At 60.8% G+C, this 16,825-nt stretch carries 18 protein-coding genes and 1 pseudogene; 12 read left to right on the forward strand and 7 right to left on the reverse strand.

Annotated features, from left to right (window positions below; genetic code table 11):
* Positions 1-53 precede the first annotated feature (53 nt).
* The 3 genes from N4G47_RS18205 to N4G47_RS18215 all read left to right on the forward strand — a co-directional run bounded on the left by N4G47_RS18205 (position 54) and on the right by N4G47_RS18215 (position 2,512).
* Positions 54-464 carry a MerR family transcriptional regulator gene (locus N4G47_RS18205; RefSeq protein WP_475289254.1) on the forward strand — a complete coding sequence of 137 codons (411 nt, stop codon included), beginning with the start codon at positions 54-56 and terminating at the stop codon, positions 462-464.
* A 72-nt stretch (positions 465-536) separates the two neighbouring features.
* Positions 537-2,108, forward strand: coding sequence for a TonB-dependent receptor plug domain-containing protein (locus tag N4G47_RS18210; RefSeq protein ID WP_475289256.1), 1,572 nt, complete (start codon positions 537-539; stop codon positions 2,106-2,108).
* Entirely contained in the window at positions 2,105-2,512 is a 408-nt protein-coding gene (locus tag N4G47_RS18215; RefSeq protein ID WP_475289258.1) for a hypothetical protein, read from the forward strand. Before N4G47_RS18210 ends, N4G47_RS18215 begins: the two co-directional genes overlap by 4 nt.
* A 112-nt stretch (positions 2,513-2,624) precedes the next feature.
* Here N4G47_RS18215 and N4G47_RS18220 read toward each other — a convergent pair whose 3' ends face one another.
* Complete coding sequence (locus N4G47_RS18220; protein WP_475289260.1) at positions 2,625-3,344, reverse strand: hypothetical protein; 720 nt, start codon at positions 3,342-3,344, stop codon at positions 2,625-2,627.
* Positions 3,345-3,419: 75 nt separating this feature from the next.
* Complete coding sequence (locus N4G47_RS18225; protein ID WP_346602418.1) at positions 3,420-3,716, reverse strand: hypothetical protein; 297 nt, start codon at positions 3,714-3,716, stop codon at positions 3,420-3,422.
* Positions 3,717-4,205: 489 nt separating this feature from the next.
* Between N4G47_RS18225 and N4G47_RS18230 the strand changes: the two genes are divergently transcribed.
* Complete coding sequence (locus N4G47_RS18230; protein WP_475289262.1) at positions 4,206-4,919, forward strand: DUF3800 domain-containing protein; 714 nt, start codon at positions 4,206-4,208, stop codon at positions 4,917-4,919.
* Positions 4,920-5,139: 220 nt separating this feature from the next.
* Here N4G47_RS18230 and N4G47_RS18235 read toward each other — a convergent pair whose 3' ends face one another.
* Entirely contained in the window at positions 5,140-5,463 is a 324-nt protein-coding gene (locus N4G47_RS18235; RefSeq protein WP_475289996.1) for a hypothetical protein, read from the reverse strand.
* 119 nt (positions 5,464-5,582) lie between these two features.
* A pseudogene (locus N4G47_RS18240) lies at positions 5,583-5,849 on the reverse strand (DUF1889 family protein); the annotation flags it as partial.
* A 557-nt stretch (positions 5,850-6,406) separates the two neighbouring features.
* Between N4G47_RS18240 and N4G47_RS18245 the strand changes: the two are divergent.
* On the forward strand, positions 6,407-7,561 hold the full coding sequence (locus N4G47_RS18245) for a hypothetical protein (protein WP_475289264.1): 1,155 nt from the start codon (positions 6,407-6,409) through the stop codon (positions 7,559-7,561).
* A gap of 64 nt (positions 7,562-7,625) precedes the next feature.
* Here N4G47_RS18245 and N4G47_RS18250 read toward each other — a convergent pair whose 3' ends face one another.
* Positions 7,626-8,003: a hypothetical protein gene (locus N4G47_RS18250; RefSeq protein ID WP_475289266.1), complete on the reverse strand. Its 378-nt coding sequence runs from the start codon at positions 8,001-8,003 to the stop codon at positions 7,626-7,628.
* A gap of 33 nt (positions 8,004-8,036) precedes the next feature.
* On the opposite strand from N4G47_RS18250, the gene N4G47_RS18255 reads away from it, so the two are divergent.
* Positions 8,037-8,507 (forward strand): hypothetical protein, encoded by a 471-nt coding sequence (locus tag N4G47_RS18255; RefSeq protein ID WP_279923482.1) that lies wholly within the window; start codon positions 8,037-8,039, stop codon positions 8,505-8,507.
* Between the two features lie 246 nt (positions 8,508-8,753).
* On the opposite strand, the gene N4G47_RS18260 is transcribed toward N4G47_RS18255, so the two are convergent.
* Together N4G47_RS18260 and N4G47_RS18265 are read right to left on the reverse strand one after the other, a co-directional pair.
* Positions 8,754-9,119 carry a hypothetical protein gene (locus N4G47_RS18260; protein ID WP_249842609.1) on the reverse strand — a complete coding sequence of 122 codons (366 nt, stop codon included), beginning with the start codon at positions 9,117-9,119 and terminating at the stop codon, positions 8,754-8,756.
* A 21-nt stretch (positions 9,120-9,140) separates the two neighbouring features.
* Positions 9,141-9,776, reverse strand: a complete 636-nt coding sequence (locus tag N4G47_RS18265; RefSeq protein ID WP_475289269.1) for a DUF998 domain-containing protein — start codon at positions 9,774-9,776, stop codon at positions 9,141-9,143.
* 644 nt (positions 9,777-10,420) lie between these two features.
* Between N4G47_RS18265 and N4G47_RS18270 the strand changes: the two genes are divergently transcribed.
* The 6 genes from N4G47_RS18270 (at position 10,421) to N4G47_RS18295 (ending at position 16,249) form a co-directional block, all read left to right on the forward strand.
* The gene (locus N4G47_RS18270; protein WP_475289271.1) at positions 10,421-10,777 is read left to right on the forward strand and encodes a hypothetical protein; all 357 of its coding nucleotides are present in this window, start codon (positions 10,421-10,423) and stop codon (positions 10,775-10,777) included.
* Positions 10,778-10,791: 14 nt separating this feature from the next.
* Entirely contained in the window at positions 10,792-11,268 is a 477-nt protein-coding gene (locus N4G47_RS18275) for a cold-shock protein (RefSeq protein WP_475289273.1), read from the forward strand.
* A 176-nt stretch (positions 11,269-11,444) separates the two neighbouring features.
* The gene (locus N4G47_RS18280; RefSeq protein WP_475289275.1) at positions 11,445-12,017 is read left to right on the forward strand and encodes a hypothetical protein; all 573 of its coding nucleotides are present in this window, start codon (positions 11,445-11,447) and stop codon (positions 12,015-12,017) included.
* Positions 12,018-12,135: 118 nt separating this feature from the next.
* Positions 12,136-12,603, forward strand: a complete 468-nt coding sequence (locus tag N4G47_RS18285) for a hypothetical protein (RefSeq protein WP_475289277.1) — start codon at positions 12,136-12,138, stop codon at positions 12,601-12,603.
* Positions 12,604-13,132: 529 nt separating this feature from the next.
* On the forward strand, positions 13,133-14,665 hold the full coding sequence (locus tag N4G47_RS18290; protein WP_475289279.1) for a YifB family Mg chelatase-like AAA ATPase: 1,533 nt from the start codon (positions 13,133-13,135) through the stop codon (positions 14,663-14,665).
* Between the two features lie 243 nt (positions 14,666-14,908).
* A complete protein-coding gene (locus N4G47_RS18295; RefSeq protein WP_475289281.1) occupies positions 14,909-16,249 on the forward strand; it encodes a hypothetical protein in 1,341 nt (446 codons plus the stop codon).
* Positions 16,250-16,825 lie beyond the last annotated feature (576 nt).

The raw sequence follows: 16,825 nt of genomic DNA on the forward strand, positions 1-16,825 counted from the left end.
AAAAAGGATGGGAGAGTCGTTATCAACCCTGTAGCCCCTACAAGGTCAAGCCCATGCCCAGCCACCTCACCATCGGCCAGCTGGCCCGCCAGACCGGCACCAAGGCCGAAACCATCCGCTATTACGAAAAGATCGGCCTGCTGCAGCCGCCGCTGCGCTCGGAGGGCAACTACCGCTACTACGGCGCGCAGGACCAGAGGCGCCTGTCGTTCGTGCGCCGCGCCCGCGAGCTCGGCTTCTCCATCGAACAGATCCGCGAGTTGATTGCCTTTGGTGAACAGCGGGAGTACGAGTGCAGTTCGGTGGACGATGTGGTGAAAGCGCACATCGCAGACATCACGCGCCGGATCCAGGACCTGCAGGCGTTGCAGGGCGAGCTGGAGCGGATGATCGGCAATTGCCCGGGCGGACGCGTGGCCGACTGCAGGGTGCTGGAAGCCCTTCAGCCGCAGCCTGCCGCTTGACCTTGTAGCCGCATCAAGGTTTACAACGCCGGGCTACTTCGCCACCGCGCGGCCCTGCCGCCCTGACGACCCATGCCCCTGCTGCCCCATCCGCTTGCCCTGGCGCTGAGCGCCACCCTGCTGTCCGCCGTTGCCCCGGCCAATGCACATGAACCGCCCGCCACGCACGACGACCACCACGATGAGGCCGTGGAGCTGGATGCGGTGGTGGTGCAGTCAACCCGGTCAGGGCGCCGCGTTTCCGACGAACCGATCCGGGTAGACGTCGTATCGCAGGAAGAGATCGAAGAGAAGCTGCTGATGTCGCCGGGCAACGTCTCCATGCTTGTGGCGGAGACGGCGGGCGTGCGGGTGCAGAACACCTCGCCGGGCATGGGTGCATCCAACATCCGCATCCAGGGCCTCCGCGGCCGATATACCCAGCTGCTGGCCGATGGCCTGCCGCTGTACGGCGGCCAGTCATCGTCCATCGGCCTGCTGCAGATTCCCCCGACCGACCTTGGCAGTGTCGAGATCATCAAGGGCAGCGCGTCGGCGTTGTACGGCCCGGCAGCGTTGGGCGGCGTGGTGAACCTGATATCGCGCCGGCCCAAGGAAACCGCCGAGGCCGAAATGCTGCTCAATGCCACCAGCCGTGGCGGGCAGGACGTAACCGGCTACGCAGCAGGGCCGCTGGCCGAGCACTGGGGCCTCTCGGTGGTGGGTGGCTACCATCGCCAGGACCGCCAGGACCTGGAGGGAGACGGCTGGGCTGACATTCCCGGCTACGAGCGTGCCACGGTCCGGCCGCGGTTGTTCTGGGAATCGGAAAACGGAGCGCGTGCACTGCTGACGGCTGGCGCAATGCGCGAGAGTCGGCTGGGCGGAACACTGCCTGGTCAACGGGCGCCCGACGGGCAGCCCTTCGCTCTCACGCAGCGCACGGAACGCGTTGATGCCGGCGCGGTGGTCGATGTTCCAATGCGCGAGAGCGACCGCCTGCAGCTGCGCGCGTCGGCCATGTCCACCGATCACGACCACGGGTACGGCCCTGAGCAGGACAACGACACCCACCAGACCGGATTTGCGGAAATCAGCTATGCGTCCGGCGTAGATGCCACCAGCTGGCTGGCGGGCATTGCCGCGCAGCAGGACCGGTTCCGCTCCGCCCGATACCCACAGTTTGATTACCGCTACACCGTGCCCGCCCTGTTCGTGCAGGCCGAGCAGGCGCTGCGCGGTGACCTCACGCTTTCCGGCAGTGCGCGCTGGGATGACCACAGCGTCTATGGCGGGCACTTCAGCCCCCGCGTGTCACTGTTGTTCCGCCCTGACGAGTGGACCCTGCGCGCGTCGATCGGCAGAGGCTTCTATGCGCCTACACCCTTCGTCGAACAGATCGAGGCCGCTGGCCTGTCACGCCTGGAGCCGCTCACCGGCCTTCGCGCGGAAATCGCTACAACCGGGTCCATCGATGCAGGCTATGTGCGTGGCCCCTGGGAGATGAACCTCAGCGTGTTCGCATCCGATATCGACCATGCGGTACGCCTGGTGGAGTCTGCGGCCGCGCCGGGTGAACGTGTGCAACTGGTCAATGTAGACGGCGTCACCCGCACCCGGGGAGTGAGCTGCTGCTGCGCTATCGCTGGCAGGACATCACGGTGACCGGCAGTTATGTCTACACCGATGCGCGCGAACCCGGTGAAAAAGGCGCCGGTCGCCGCCTGGTCTCACTCACACCCCGGCATAGCGCAGGCCTGGTTGCCATGTGGGAACAGCATGACCGTGGCCGCATAGGCCTGGAAGCCTACTACACCGGCATCCAGGCGCTTGACGACAATCCCTGGCGCCGACGCAGCCGACCATATCTGGAAGTCGGTGCACTTGGAGAGATCGTGCTGGAAAGAGTCAGCCTGTTCCTCAACCTGGAAAACATCCTCAACGTCCGCCAGAGCGGCTACAACCCGATGCTGCGTCCTCGCCGCGCCGACGATGGGCAGTGGACCGTGGATGCATGGGCGCCGCTGGAAGGGTTTGTGGTGAACGGTGGCGTGAGGCTGAAGTTCTAAGGTTGAGCTGATGCGAGAGGCGGTGTCCGCTTCCGGCCAGAAGCGGACGTGGACCAATGCAATCAAGTCGCGCGGCGTACGCGCCGGTTCGAGTGAATTGTTGTCCCGCGCTCTAGTCGTTCCCGGACTGATACTTCTTGTTTGCACCCGCAGCAGTGAAGACAACAATATTTGCAAGCCGGTTAACTTCATCTCGCAGCTGAGCAATCTTGTCCGGCGGGTCACCCGCTTCGATGGCATGTCTTTTTGCGACCATTGCACGCGCCAAGAACTCGCCGGCGGGCTCTGCCGCGTTCTTGAACTTGCTAGGGCGGCTAGGCCGCCTCACCATTGCCTGGGCAAATCGACCCTTTAGTATGTAGAGGAGGAACAGCGTGGCCTCCTCGAAGATCGCCCTGGGATTATTTCTATTTGCCAATGGGGTTTTGAACTCGTGAAGCATTTCAAGCTCCAGTGCGTCAGGAACCTGGCGGGGAGGGACCAGCTCTTCTGGCGCCGCCAACTGTCGGCAGCGATCGGCGATTCGTGGGGTGTTAAAGCTAATGTCCTCAGCTAGGTGCGCGAACTCGTTTCTGACCTTAGCTACAAGTGAGAGACGCATTCTCTCTGAGTCGTCAATCAGTCCAAGCATGAAGGCAATCTTGACCCGGCCCATGTAAGACCCAAGCTCCTGTCCAGGTGCAAAAACGTCAAGTCCGGGAGGGTGGTCCTCGACCATGACAGCCGCAAGAAGCGTGCGGAGTGCGTCATCGATGACCGCGGCCGCGACAATTGCCGCGGCTCGGTCACTGGCACCGGCAAACTCTGCATCTAAGACTTCAAGAGGAGTCATGTGTGTTCTGCCATCTAAGGCCTGAGCTAAGCCGGCGCGCGAAGCGACGTCGGCATCAATTAACGGTAAGCCGCCTCATGTCGTTGCGGCACCCCATGCCCAATTCTCACCGACTGCGACAAAGATCTCAGAATTGAATCTGCGGGCTGCGAAAGCAGCCTTAACCTTATTACGAACATAGTCGCGCACTTCGCCAGAACTGCTGCCCTTGAATGCCCCCATCGCAGAGGTAGTTGGAATGACTACGTCCCCACCACTATCTGACGTTTGCACTTTTCTTAGTCCCATCTCTTCGAGGTCAGCATATGCATTCTTGTAGTCCTGGCTGCTCGCGTTCTTGAGGTCGAAAGTGCAGAAAGCTAAATAGCTCATTGGCAATACCTCCGTGTTGTTTGCTATTCCGCCTTAATTATCCAACAACCTGGCCCCTGGCTCCGTGCGACCAATCTGTAGTGCGCCGAATGATCGACTAGCCCTTGATCCAGCTTGATCTTAGGGTAGGTAGGCCCGGCTAACAAGCAGTGATCACCATATGCGGATACGTCTTCGATGACCGCTCTCGGTCGCATCACGCCCCACGGCCAGAAGGGGTAGGCAGATTGACTGCCATTAGCCCTGCGCGGAGCCTTTGAGCGTATTGTAGGCTGTACACGCGATTGGTCCTGACACTGCAGCCTGAACTACGTGCTGCGGCCTTTCCACAGACTTAGTATGCCTGTTGTATGAGAGCGGCATGTGCTGATACCTAAAGGACGAAGTGAAAGAAGATGTGGCATGAGAGAAGATGCTGCCTGACAGAGTAACTATCCTGAGGATTCGACGCATCTCGAGCTGGCCGCATTGATCAATTGGGGGAATTCTATGCGCCTTGTGTTCTTCGATGAGACAAAAAACGATCAGCAGTACCCCTCGTATCACATCGGCGCAGTAGTGATCGAGGACACACATCTTCTAGAGGTTGAGGGCATCGTCAATGCTCTCGCAACGGACGTATTTGGCAATGCGCATCTATCTCAAGACACCGAGTTCCATGCAGCGGAGATCTATCATCGCAAGAAGAACTTTAAGGATTGGGACAGCTTCGATCTTCGAATTGATGTGCTGCGAAGGCTTGTTGGCATTCTCAGTCTCGATTGCGTACATCTAATTGACATACAGATCAATTGCGATCTGTTGACGGAGAACCAAAGCGCTGAGGACATCGCGTTCATGTTCCTCTGCGAACGCTCAAATGACTTCATGCGAAAGCATAAGGATCTCGGTATGCTCATCGGAGATCGTGAGAGTGACAAAGGCGCAGCCAGACATGCTGGATCTCTCTCTCATTACAAAGCGAAAGGGACCGGCTTTGCTTTCGGTCGTGAGATTCGGAACCTTGTCGATTCCGTTCACTTTACGCATTCACATCTCAGTCGATTCCTTCAGCTTGCTGATGTATACGTTTGGCTCCAGCAGTTCCGTGTTAGGAATCGAGGGTCGACGAATCCCCGGCATCAAGCTGTGCTCTCCCTGCTCAAGGAGGAGAACGTGAATCTGTTTGCGAGCAAGTACAAAGAGTGGCCGAAGCGGGATTGAGTTGCTAATCTCACACGATTTCTGAGGCCTCCTGAGCTTCCCGAACATCGAAGACCCACTATCAGCTTGCTATTGCGGCTCCTACTGGCAGAAAGGGAACTTTAGCACTGCAGGCACGCCGCGTCCGACCAAGCGTCCGCTTCCGGCCAGGAGCGGACAATCACAAAGCCCAGGTCAATCCGCTCCACGAAATGGGCCAGGCTTGAAAGAACTGCCAGGCTCACACCCGATACTCCAGCGTTACATAGCTACGGCCGGCAGCTTTCTCCAGCAGGACAATCAGCCGATCATTGAGCTTAAGGTAGCTTGGGAGGCAGCGATCGGCACCAATGAAGCGAATCTGGTAATACTCACCAAATCCGGCGGTGCCATGATAGATCTCGGCCTCGTACCGCTCCCCATGCGGGAGCGTGACTAAGACCAGCTTGTGATCGAGTTTGAGGGAGAGCAATTCATCATGGGCGAACTGACTCTTCGGGATGGTGATTGGATGGCAAGAACCGTGCAGAAACGATCGGTTTGCCGTGAACTCGAAGCTCGCCACATGTCCCCCAATGAGCCACAAGGCCGAAGTAAAACCGGGCCGTGAAACGGCCTCGGCTTGAATGAACTTTCAGGCTTTGCCCGATGCAATTTCGGCCTTGAGTCTCTCGACAGTTGGCTCCCCCAGTCACGGGGATGTTTGATAACGACCTGACCACCATTGCCAATTCGCTCTGCCAGCTCGGCAAGAGATCTGGCATGGCGTTCGGGCCAGCCATTGGCCAAGGCAAGAGCCTCTACAGCTGCATGGGTTAACGGTACTCCTTCCGCATGCAGTGCCTTGAACAGTTCCTTGGCACGAGCCTCATCCAGCGGGTGGGTGATACCTGTTGCAACATTGACAGTGGAGGTCAATACACCGATGGAGCGTTCCAACAGTTCAGACAATTTCTGCTCTCCAATTAGGGACCAATCATCTTTTAGGTGGACCCGTGGATCCAGTGATGCAGACTACCCTCAAAGCATCGCGTGAGGGCTTTCGCCTCGATGATGCTCGATCTTAGGGCGACTGAGTGCAACCAACAAGCCAGCGTATTGCCGTACCCAGCGCCCCGCTCAATGACCATTCAAACCTCGCACGGGCAATAGTCTGGACGCCCATTTTGGGTTGACGGCAGCACTGACCATCCGGCACCGAGTGCCTGGCCGCCAACAGCTGGAAACCTATAGCTCGCTGGCTGGACCCCGCCTTGGTTAAGAATCCGGTTTCGCTGCCCGGCCTTGTTCGAGATTCACGGACATCACAGAATGTCGGGCGCAGGACCGGCGAAGAAGCCCCCCTTGTAATCCCCGTAGCAGAGGGCATACGCTAGCTGCGGCGCCCGCCCTGCTTGCACACGAGCAAAAACAGGCCGTATCCCATGATCGACTCTACTTCTGGCCAGCTGCCGGGGACTTAAACGTGTGCGCCGGACCCGGATAGGCTTGGCCATCGAGGGCGAGTCATGAACATCAAGCAATATGCGTTTCAGGTCCATGCGCACCTTCGGGCGCAGGGCTCCACGTCGCTAACCCGTAGCCAGATCCACGAACTGCTGGCGGCAGCCGCTGGCTTTTCTACTCATGCCGCATTCCATCACCAGGCCACATGGTGCGACGTCGCTTGGCGCGATACCGGGCTCGTGGTGGATGGAGGCAGGATCATCCAGCGATGTCTGCAGTTTGGGATCTCACCCGAGGAGGCAGAGCGCGTAGCCCCCTGCTTGGCCAACTTCCTCGAGGCATCCGGCTACGCGCCGGTGCGTTTTGACGAGATCATTGCGGCGCTGGCGAGCGATGAAGGCGAGTGGATGGAGATTGACGAGAGGGAGTCGCCTGTCGTCGACACGTGGATCTCGACCATCCTGATCAGCCGCATGCAGCAAGACTTTGATGCGTTGCGTGGCGAGCTCCCTCTGCTGCTCGAGGGATTGGAGGCGGCCGCGGCGCGGGGCGTTGCCGCAGCGCACTTGGCAACTGCGTACGTGCTCGATGCGTATGGCGATCTGCCAGAAGAAGACGGCCACCGTTTCGGTAGTGAGCTGCGTCGCCGTGGCCAGTGGTCGACCGAGCCCGTGAGTTTCGCGGAGATCGCCGAAGGCGTAGACAGCTTCATTCAAGTCGTGGCCAAGCATCGGTACCACCTCCTTGAGGCGGGACGGGGCAAGGATAGGCGTGCGCTGTTGCTCACAGCGGAGCGCTACGGAGATCCCGGCGTTCTCGAGCTTGAGCCGTCGGATGACATGGATCCGTATGAAATGGCTGACTTGGCCGATGCGAATGGTCGACCCGAGCTGGCCTATCAGTGGCTGGCAATACGCGCGCGCTCGGGAGACGTAGCTGCCATGCGTACGCTTATTGAAGATCGCGACGAATCGCCGTTCCGCGCTTGGGTCTGGATGCATCTTTCGCGCATGCTGGGTCGAGACCTGAGCCAGGATCGATTTGAAGCGATCAACGAACTCGGTAGGCCGTACGACGACGATGTCGGCGGGCCAGCGTATGTAGGGGGAGACGACGGAATCGAGCTGGAGCCCCTTGCAGCTGATGAGAACAGGCGCGCCGAAGAAGAGGCTGCTCAGCTGTTCGCCGCAATCGAAGAGCACTACGAACTGAACTGATCACGCTCGGTCATGGGCAGGCTCCCGCTGAAGGGGCCTGCCCGTGATCTTGCGGCAGGCATGCCTAGCCGGAACGCAGCAACGATCCGATGAGAAACACCGACGCCAGTGCCGCCCAGGACAGTACCGCGATGGTGATCAGCAGCACCTTCCGATGCATCACCTGCGCCTCCTGCCGATAGGGCGCCTTGCGGTCGTACGGCCTGACCAGCCCCGACAGTTCACCCGGGATGCTCAGCGCCCCCAACAGCAACAGGGCGAGCACGCAGAACCCGAACACCGTTCCGACATCACCCACCCGGGCGACGTCGGCGGGGGCATGGGATTGGCTGACAAGAGCTTCGAAGAACACCCCAACCCAGTCGGCCAAGAGCGCGGCCATGATTGCGACGAACCCCAGATGGCTGAAAAGATGCACCCAGAAGCGGGCCGGTAGTTTCATCGCGTGTGGTCCTTTATCCTGGTACCGGTCACCTTGGTCATTGTCTCCATTCTCCGTGTCGCGCAGCCGCCTGCCGCGAAACAGCCCCAATCGTGCGCCCTTGCCAATCTTGCACCAGACAGTGCAACCATGGACGATCCTCCTGCCACTGATGAGCATCTGAAAGCTTCATCCAAATGGGGATTGAGCATGCGTCTGTTCAAACTATCCTGCTTGCTCGCAACGCTCGGCTTCATTGCCCCAGCCTGCCACGGAAGTGAACCAGGCCAAGCCAGGCATGAGCGCTGCCTGCAGCTGATCGAGCAGCATGTTGAGGACTCGAGGGGATGGGACAGGACGTTGTACCGCATCGAGGAGGAAGGCTCCGGAAATTCGGATCGAGGGTTCGCTGTGCAGTACCTGGAGGACCTGAAAGTGCTCCTGCCCCGCGACGGGTTGAAATCTTTCCACGTTGATGTCGACCCGACGTGCAACGAAATCGTTCGTGAAACCTACTACCAGTAGAACCTCTCGGACGTTGTCGGTACCAACACCTCCTCTTAGCATTGCGCACAACAGCGGGCAATCAGTGTTGCGCCGCTGCTCAGCAGTGATCGGGCCCAGCAGGAGGCTGCGCCCGCAAGGCTGGCTCCAACACTATCCATTGCAGTGTTTCGGTTGCCACTCAATTCGAGTCCCGATAGCGATTGAAGCGATCCGTCGTCCAATCACAAAAGCGGCTCGGCTGTGAAAGAAGTATCGAGCCGGCCCCTACTTGAACATGTCCATCAAGTCGTTGTCTTCATGCCGCTGCTCCCACGTGGAGAGAAAGCAGAAACTCACCCCGCTGCGCATGGCAGCCTTCTGGAAACCGGCCAGTTCTTCCTTCGTGACCGGGTATTCAACCGGATCAAAGTGCAGTAGCGCCCACGGCTTGACGAGTGAGAAACCTGGCGTGAGCTCCGAGAAGATCGCCTTGAGCTGAGGCCCAAGCGTGGTGAAATCCTTGATCGCCCCCGCGCGATTGCCCAGTGCGTGGCACTGGCGGCGAATCGTTCTGTCCCCACCCACTACGCGGGCCATGAAGTGGTCCTGGTGCACTTGAACGTAGATCAGCTGACGGCGAAAGATCTTCATCCCTTTCTCGGCTCCGGCCACTCAACGGCCATCCATGCCCTGTCGCGCCCGCCCATCAAAGCGCGGGGCGCATCTTCGCTTCCCCGAACCCCTGCGCAGCAGGTACATCGCAACCAGGAATGGCCAGAGCGAGTTGATGGACGAGAACACGCGCTGAGTCAGCCCTCTGTAGCCCTCCGGGTCCGCGCCCACCACATTCAACCATAGATAGACGACGCTCGCGATGCTCACCAGAGCGGTCACGGCGTACGCCCTTCGGTTGGCAGACCACGCGCTCAACTCGATGTGCGACATCGCCGGCGCGATGATGTTGGCGATACCGATGGTGTAGAAGCCGTGCATCGGATGACCCATGGGCCAGAGCCCGTTGGTCAGCATCGAGACGCCAAAGATCATCCAGCAGATGGCACCCAATGCAATGCGACGCCCGGATTCGCGCCACACCCCGATAGAGAACGCCACGAACCCCACACCGGAGCCGATGGCGGCGATCCTGGCGCAGATGCTTGCGAGCGTGGGCGCCTGCAGCAGCTCGCTGGCGTGCTGTGCAAGCAGGTTGTAACCCGGTGCGAATACGGCGGCGACGCTGGTCCAGAACAGGAACCACGGAAGCGGGATCAGACCCGCGCAGAGAAGCAGTCGGCTGCGGCGTTGCACGTGCAGTGATCCTTGTATTGGCCTGAGCCAGTGGGTGGAATCCGTTCGAGCGCTGCAGAACTTTGCTGCTGCGGGCAGGACGGTCCTGATTGACTACAGCGGTAGTCAGATTGCGCGCGGCACTCGGTAGGTTCAATAGGCAGGAAGTCATTTAAACCATCTAGCCGGTGTCGCAGCGGTTCGGTTGCATGAGCGATCACGCATGCCCGATGAGCGAGTGCTGTCGCATTTGCCGCACCCTGCATCCTTGATGGAAGGATCTGACGACTCCGTTCCAGAAGTGCCTGTACGCCAAGCCCGTCAAGGCTCTCGCCCCTTTCCGCGCTATGCGACAATGCCGAAAACGTCTTGGGTTTTGGCGGCATTGACCCCTACCCTTGGCATTCCACACAACGGCGAGTAATCGTTGCTCCGCCACCGTGCATCGGTGGCCGGGACTCGAAAACCCGTTGTTGTGATGAAGTTTGCGCTTGCCAGCCGGCATCAACTTTCTTGGTGCCGGCTGGCAATCCGTCTGCCGGCTATGGCGGGCGGGGCGTGGGGGCCTCGTGCCCGCCGGCGATCATCACACACCGGTTTTCGAGCCACGCCCTGTCCGCCACCTTTATCGGTGGCGGCTTCCGCCTGCTTGCACGGAGCCTGCCATGACCACGCCGCACTCCCCGCCCCCGCGCCCCATCCAGGAGGCGCCGTCACCCGCGCCCGCGCCGGACCCCAACAGCCTCATCGCCACCCTGCGCGCCATCGGCGCTGGCGCTGCCGCCGACGGCCGGCCCTGGCCCGAACGTCACCTGCTGCGCAGCCGACAGGTGGCGATGTCCGACGCCGACTGCGCGGCAACCGGCCAGCGCATCGTGCAGGAAATCCTGTTGGCGGCCGAGCGCACGCGACAGAACGGTGAGCCCGAGCAGTACGTGGGCGACCGCGTGATGGAAGGGTTGGTGATGGCCGATATGGCGCTCACGGCGTTCATCCACGAGCGCATGCGGCCCAAGGCCTGAGGTCGGGGTGAGTGATGAAGAAGCAAAGCCTTGTCGCTGCGGCGACCTGCATCGTGGTGATCGCCGTGGTATGGGCCGCGTCGCCCGAGCCAGCGAGTGATCGGGAGTGGGCCTACCAGAAGCTGAAGCCCTTCGATTACCGGTTGCTGCACGGCGACGCGCTGGGCTTTGTTACCGCCAAGGCCATCGAAGGCTTTGAATTCCACACGCGCTATGCTGGGGCGACGTCTTTCGAGATCCGGTGTAGGGGCGTTGTGGTGATGGAGGTGGAGAGTGCGCCCTCGCGCGTGCTGATCCGGATGCCTGCCGATGCCGCGTGGCGGGCACCGGATATCGAGCGCCTGCGCATGAGCTTCGAGCGTTGGCTGTTTGTGCAGCAGATTGAGGGGCGGCTGCTGGTGGAGCGTGCTGGGCCATCTTGGGTTGAGGCGCGGTTGAGGCGCTTCGATGGGTCGATACCGGATACGCAGAGGTGTCTGTTTGGGAATTGAATTCCGAATCGCCGTACTACTCGAAACCAGGGCGACGTCATGCACATGCGTAGGAATCGGCGCACACAAGGCGTAAGGTCGAGACCGCAGAGGCTGCATCAGCAAGAGAGGATCCAACTGGCCAGGAAGCCTTCTGCGCGCACAAGCAGGGTGGGCAGCAGGGAGATAAGAGTCCCATGACAAGCGCAAAGAACAGCTTTAGAGATGCCATTATCCTTCTGAAAAAGGGCCAAGCCAGTGACGCGCTTCTCATAGCCGAATCACTAATAGATTCCGGGGATGAATCTACCCGTCTAGACGGGCATGTCTGTCGTGGAATGATCTACGAAGACGGTGGGCGGGATATTGAGATTGACCTCCCTGCCTCACTCGACAGCTATCGGCGCGCCTCGCTTATTGCTCCCGGCTCGCTGACGTTTCTTCATCTTGCACGCGTCCTCCTGAAGATGGGAGACGCTGCCGCAGCGTATCGCTATCTGGAAGCGTCTTCGAGCTACGGAGTTACTCCCGAATTGCTTCTTGGATTTGCGACGTATCATGAAGAACAAGTACCGATGCATTCGGAAGAAGCCAAGCACTTCTATAGACGAGCTGCCTTACGCGGCCTGTTTTCCGGATTCTTTGGGTATGCCCGGGTATCGCGCAAGATCGGACAGAATGGAAGGGCTCTCGCGATGGACAGCGTGCGCATCATTCTAGGGCCCTTCATTGCGCTCGTTCTCGGCGGTCGGGCGAGGCATCAGTTCTGAATCATGATCATTGGCATCACCGCGTGACAAGCAAAGGTGTTCATTTCGGAATTGGATTCGGAATCCTCGTGCTACTCAAGGCCGGAGGACGTCGATCCGGAAAAATAGGGACGCCAGGATGAAGTCACTTGCCAGCTTTTTCGTCGTTGCCATCATCCTGCTTTGTGGGCTCGGATGGGTGGTGTATCCGACCACATTCGAGGCTGAGCTAAGGACCTATCGAACGATCTCCGACGACGAATTTTCGCTTGTCCGAAAAGAGGCCATGGACCTCTCCGGTGCGACAGCATCAAAGGGAATCAGGATCGTCGCCGGGGAACCTGGGTCGCCGTCTTTCGGCTTCTACTGCAAAGGCGTTCCATTGCTCTTCGTCGATAACAGCTCGATCCTGATGACCATGAGTATCATGGCTGGGGCCGATGCCCGTGCGCCTGATGTCATGCACTTCCGTAGCCAGCTGGAAGCTCGACTGCAGCCGTCGGGAGCCCCTTTGGATCCACGCCCAGCGTTGGATCAGTTCGGCCTGTTGAACTCCATCGTCCTGAAGTACCGCGATGGCATTGATGTTGCCCAGCAGTGCAAGTAGCGGCGGCATCACTATGTTGCACGGTGAAGGGCAGATTGCACCCCTAAATGACCCACCCTGGCTGCTCATCTGCGCCTGAGCGGCTTGCGGTAGTGAGTCACCCTGCTACCCATCTGTGAGAACGAAAAACCCGCCAATTTGAGCATGCCGCGAACTAGCGCGTCAGAGGCTTGGCGGGTGTGTTAGAGCCAGCGTAGCGAGTCGGATACTTGCCTGCAAGAAGTTATGTGTGGGTTTGATCGGTCGCGAATGCCTGCTCGCAGAGAACGTTGCAAGAAGTTGGCCCTGATTCGACAGGCAACGTGGAGCGCGTGTCCAGCCAATCGGAAGCTCATTGGGTCCCTTGGCGCGGCTGTACGGATGGCGGTCGGATTCCGTCACTCAGTTGCCCGCAGGCGTCGCCGCGATAGAGGCCACGCGCATTCCAACGACCTGCCAGAATCCCCCTAGCCGCTTCACCCGCAATTCCCGATGGTTTGCCACAGCGCGCCTGCCGCACCATCAAGCGTCCCTCCGCAGGAAACCGTTCATGAGCCTGGCGCTGGTCCACAGCCGTGCCCGCGCCGGGGTTGATGCCCCGCTGGTGCGGGTGGAAGTGCATCTTTCCGGTGGCCTGCCCGCCACCCAGATCGTGGGCCTGGCCGAAACCAGCGTGCGTGAATCGCGCGAACGTGTACGTGCCGCCCTGCTCTGTGCACGCTTCGACTTCCCGCAACGGCGCATCACCTTGAATCTCGCACCGGCCGACCTGCCCAAGGAAGGCGGGCGCTACGACCTGGCCATCGCGCTGGGCATCCTCGCGGCCAGCGGACAGGTCGATCCGCAGTCGCTGCTGCAATACGAATTCCTGGGCGAGCTGGGACTCACCGGCGAACTACGCCCGGTGGCCGGTGCATTGCCCGCCGCGATTGCCGCCGCTGAAGCCGGACGCATTCTGGTGGTTCCGCCCGGCAATGCCGCCGAGGCGGCGCTGGCCGAGCACGCCGATGTACGGGTGGCGCGCACGTTGCTGGAATGCTGCGCCGGGCTGGGCAACCCGCGCCTGTTGCCGCCTGTGGAGCGCGTGGACATCCCACCGCTGCCGCTGCCCGATCTGGCCGACGTGCGCGGGCAGGGGCATGCGCGGCGCGCGTTGGAGGTGGCTGCGGCCGGTGGCCATCATCTGCTGCTGATCGGCAGCCCGGGCTGCGGCAAGACGCTGTTGGCCTCACGCCTGCCCGGGCTGCTGCCGGATACCGAGGAGGCCGAAGCACTGCAGCTGGCCGCCATTGCCTCGGTCAGTGGCGAAGGGCTGGACCCGAAGCGTTGGCGGCAACGGCCGTTCCGCGCTCCCCACCACAGTGCGAGCGCGGCGGCGCTGGTGGGCGGCGGCAACCCGCCCTGCCCCGGCGAGATATCGCTGGCCCATCACGGCGTGCTGTTCCTGGATGAACTGCCCGAGTGGAACCGCAGCGCGCTGGAGACGCTGCGCGAGCCGCTGGAGTCGGGCCATATCCGTATTTCCCGTGCGGCGCGCAGTGTGCAGTACCCCGCGCGTTTCCAGCTGGTGGCGGCGATGAACCCGTGCCCCTGCGGCTGGGCCGGTGACCGCAGCAACCGCTGCCTGTGCAGTGATGAGCGCATCAACCGCTATCGTGCACGCGTGTCAGGGCCGCTGCTGGATCGTATCGATCTGCATATCAGTGTGGCGCGCATGGATGCGGTGGAGCTGCGCGAGAGCACGCCGCTGGGTGAGCCCAGTGCAACGGTGCGTGCACGAGTGGAAGCCGCCCATGCCCGGCAACAGGCGCGCGGCGGGCTCAATGCGCATCTGCCGCCCGCCGCGCTGCGCGCATGCACGCGATTGAGCGAGGCCGATCAGGGCTTGCTGGAGCAGGCGATTGAATGCCTGCAGCTATCGGCACGGGCGATGCACCGGATTCTGCGGGTGGCGCGCACGATTGCGGATCTGGCCGGTTGCGAGGTGATCCAGACTGCGCATCTGGCTGAGGCGATCGGGTATCGGCAGTTGGATCGGGGAAGACACAGGGTTGACGGTATCGCGGGCAAGGAGGTCAAGTAGCAGGTGCTTGGATAAGGAATTCACCTACACAACTATCAGGAATTCCCTACAAGACATTCTCTTGATCTGAACATCAGAATCGAGGTCTGACAGAACTGATCGAGCAACACTCGACAGTCTCTGTTGTCACAGGGGGCGCAAGGGGACGGCGCAACAGCTTGTTCGTCGGAACGTGACGCCAGCACCGGTCGGCATCTCGCCAAAGGCCGAGATCGCCAACGTACTTGCACGAAGGAAGGCTTCATGCGGATCTGGCAATCGCGCGCGCTCCTCGGTTTCACGCTGGCCGCCTTCTGCGGCGGGGTGGCAGCAGACAACACACCCATCACTCCTCACAGCGAGTACTACAAGCGTATTCGCACGGGCGAGATGGTCTCGCCACTGTCGTCCGATCTCTTCGGTGAGAGAATCACGCTGAGCTCAGGGGCAACAGAGTTCGTCGTTACCGATATCGATCTGCCGGGAAATGCACCTCTGCCCGTGCGCCTGCAACGACGATTCGCGATCCAGTCCTTCAAGGACAGGACGCCGTTGGGAGGCTTCGGCAGCTGGGATGTGGAGGTGCCCTATCTGCATGGCACCTTCGACGCAAGCTCGAAGTGGAACACCAGTTCCAATGGGGGCACGCAACGCTGTAGCGCGACATTCTTTGCCAAGGTACCCGCGAACATTTCGCCCTACGAAGTCTGGTCGGGGAACATGCTGCATCTTCCTGGCGAAGGCGACCAGGAGATGCTGTTCATCGGCAATGCCGACACACCCAATCCGCGGCCTACTGACGGGACGACCTACAATTGGGGAACGCGCAGCAGCATGCGCTTCTCGTGCCTGCCCGGCACGGCCAACGGCTACCCCGGCGAGGGTTTCCTCGGACTGGATGGCGCCGGGAACCGATATTTCTTCAATGTGGGTATCGAGCGGAACGCCGGGCTTCTCGACGTGGGCGTAACGCGCGTCGGCATGGTCCGTGTGCTTCTAATGGCCAGCCGGGTGGAAGACCGTCACGGCAACTGGGTGGCCTATGACTACTCCGGCGACAGACTGGTAGGCATCCGCGCCAGCGACGGCAGAAGCATCGCCATTGCCTATGATGGAGACAGGATTGCCTCTGCCACCACCAGCGGCCGCACCTGGAATTATGAGTACAACGCCAGCTCAGGAACACTTGGCTTCTCGCGATGGCCAACGCTCAAGACGGTGGTGCAGCCTGACGGAACCCGGCTCGGCTACGAGTACAGCTGGCAGGACCCCGGATACGGTGGCCTGAACCCGGGCTATGAAGCTTGGGATGGCGATCCCAGCAGGTGCCGCAAACCCGGCTTCGACCCGTCCTCGTTCACGCTGATCGCAACACATCCGGCAGGCACGCGAGGTCAGTTCGATTTCGAGTACAGCAGGCGTACCCGCACAGGCGTGGGTGCAAACGCGTGCGCCGCAGTTGGGGGCGCTATTACCAGCGCGTCTCAGGCTCATTCGACCTGTACGCCATCAAGCGCAAGACGCTCAGCGGAGCCGGGTTGGGCTCCCAGACCTGGTCCTATGAACAAGGTGGCTACAACTTCGGCATCCCCAACTCTTCGGTAGCCACCGTGGTGGATCCGGACGGCACACGGCACCACAGCGTCTTCGGTATCAAGCTTGACGAGAATGAAGGCCAGCTGCTGCAGGAGTCGGTGCGCGCACCGGACGGTCAGATCGTCCAGGTCAGCACCAATACCTATGTCACCGCAGCCGAAGCGCCGTCCATGCCCTTCCCCGCCAGTTACGGTGCGTTCTCTGCGGCTGACGATCTCTTTGCGAACCGCATTCGGCCCTTGAAGCAGACGACGCTTTCGCAGGATGGCGTGGACTTTGTCAGTACAGTCAACCAGTTTGACGCGCATGCACGCGCGATCGTCCAGACCGAGAGCAACTCGCTGGGCCGTTCGCGTGTGCTGCGAAGCACCCTCTTCGACGACACCGGACGATGGATCCTGGGCCAGGTATCGCGCGCCACACAAACCGTCACGGGCACGGAGATTGAGACACAGAGAACCGAGTTCGACGCGCTGTCCCGGCCGCAGCGGACCTATGCATTCGGCCTGCTGCAGCAGACGCTGGCCTATCACCCCGACGGCACCTTGGCATCCGTCGCCGATGGCAAGGGCAATACGATCACAC

It is taken from the genome of Stenotrophomonas sp. GSD10, assembly GCF_056172695.1.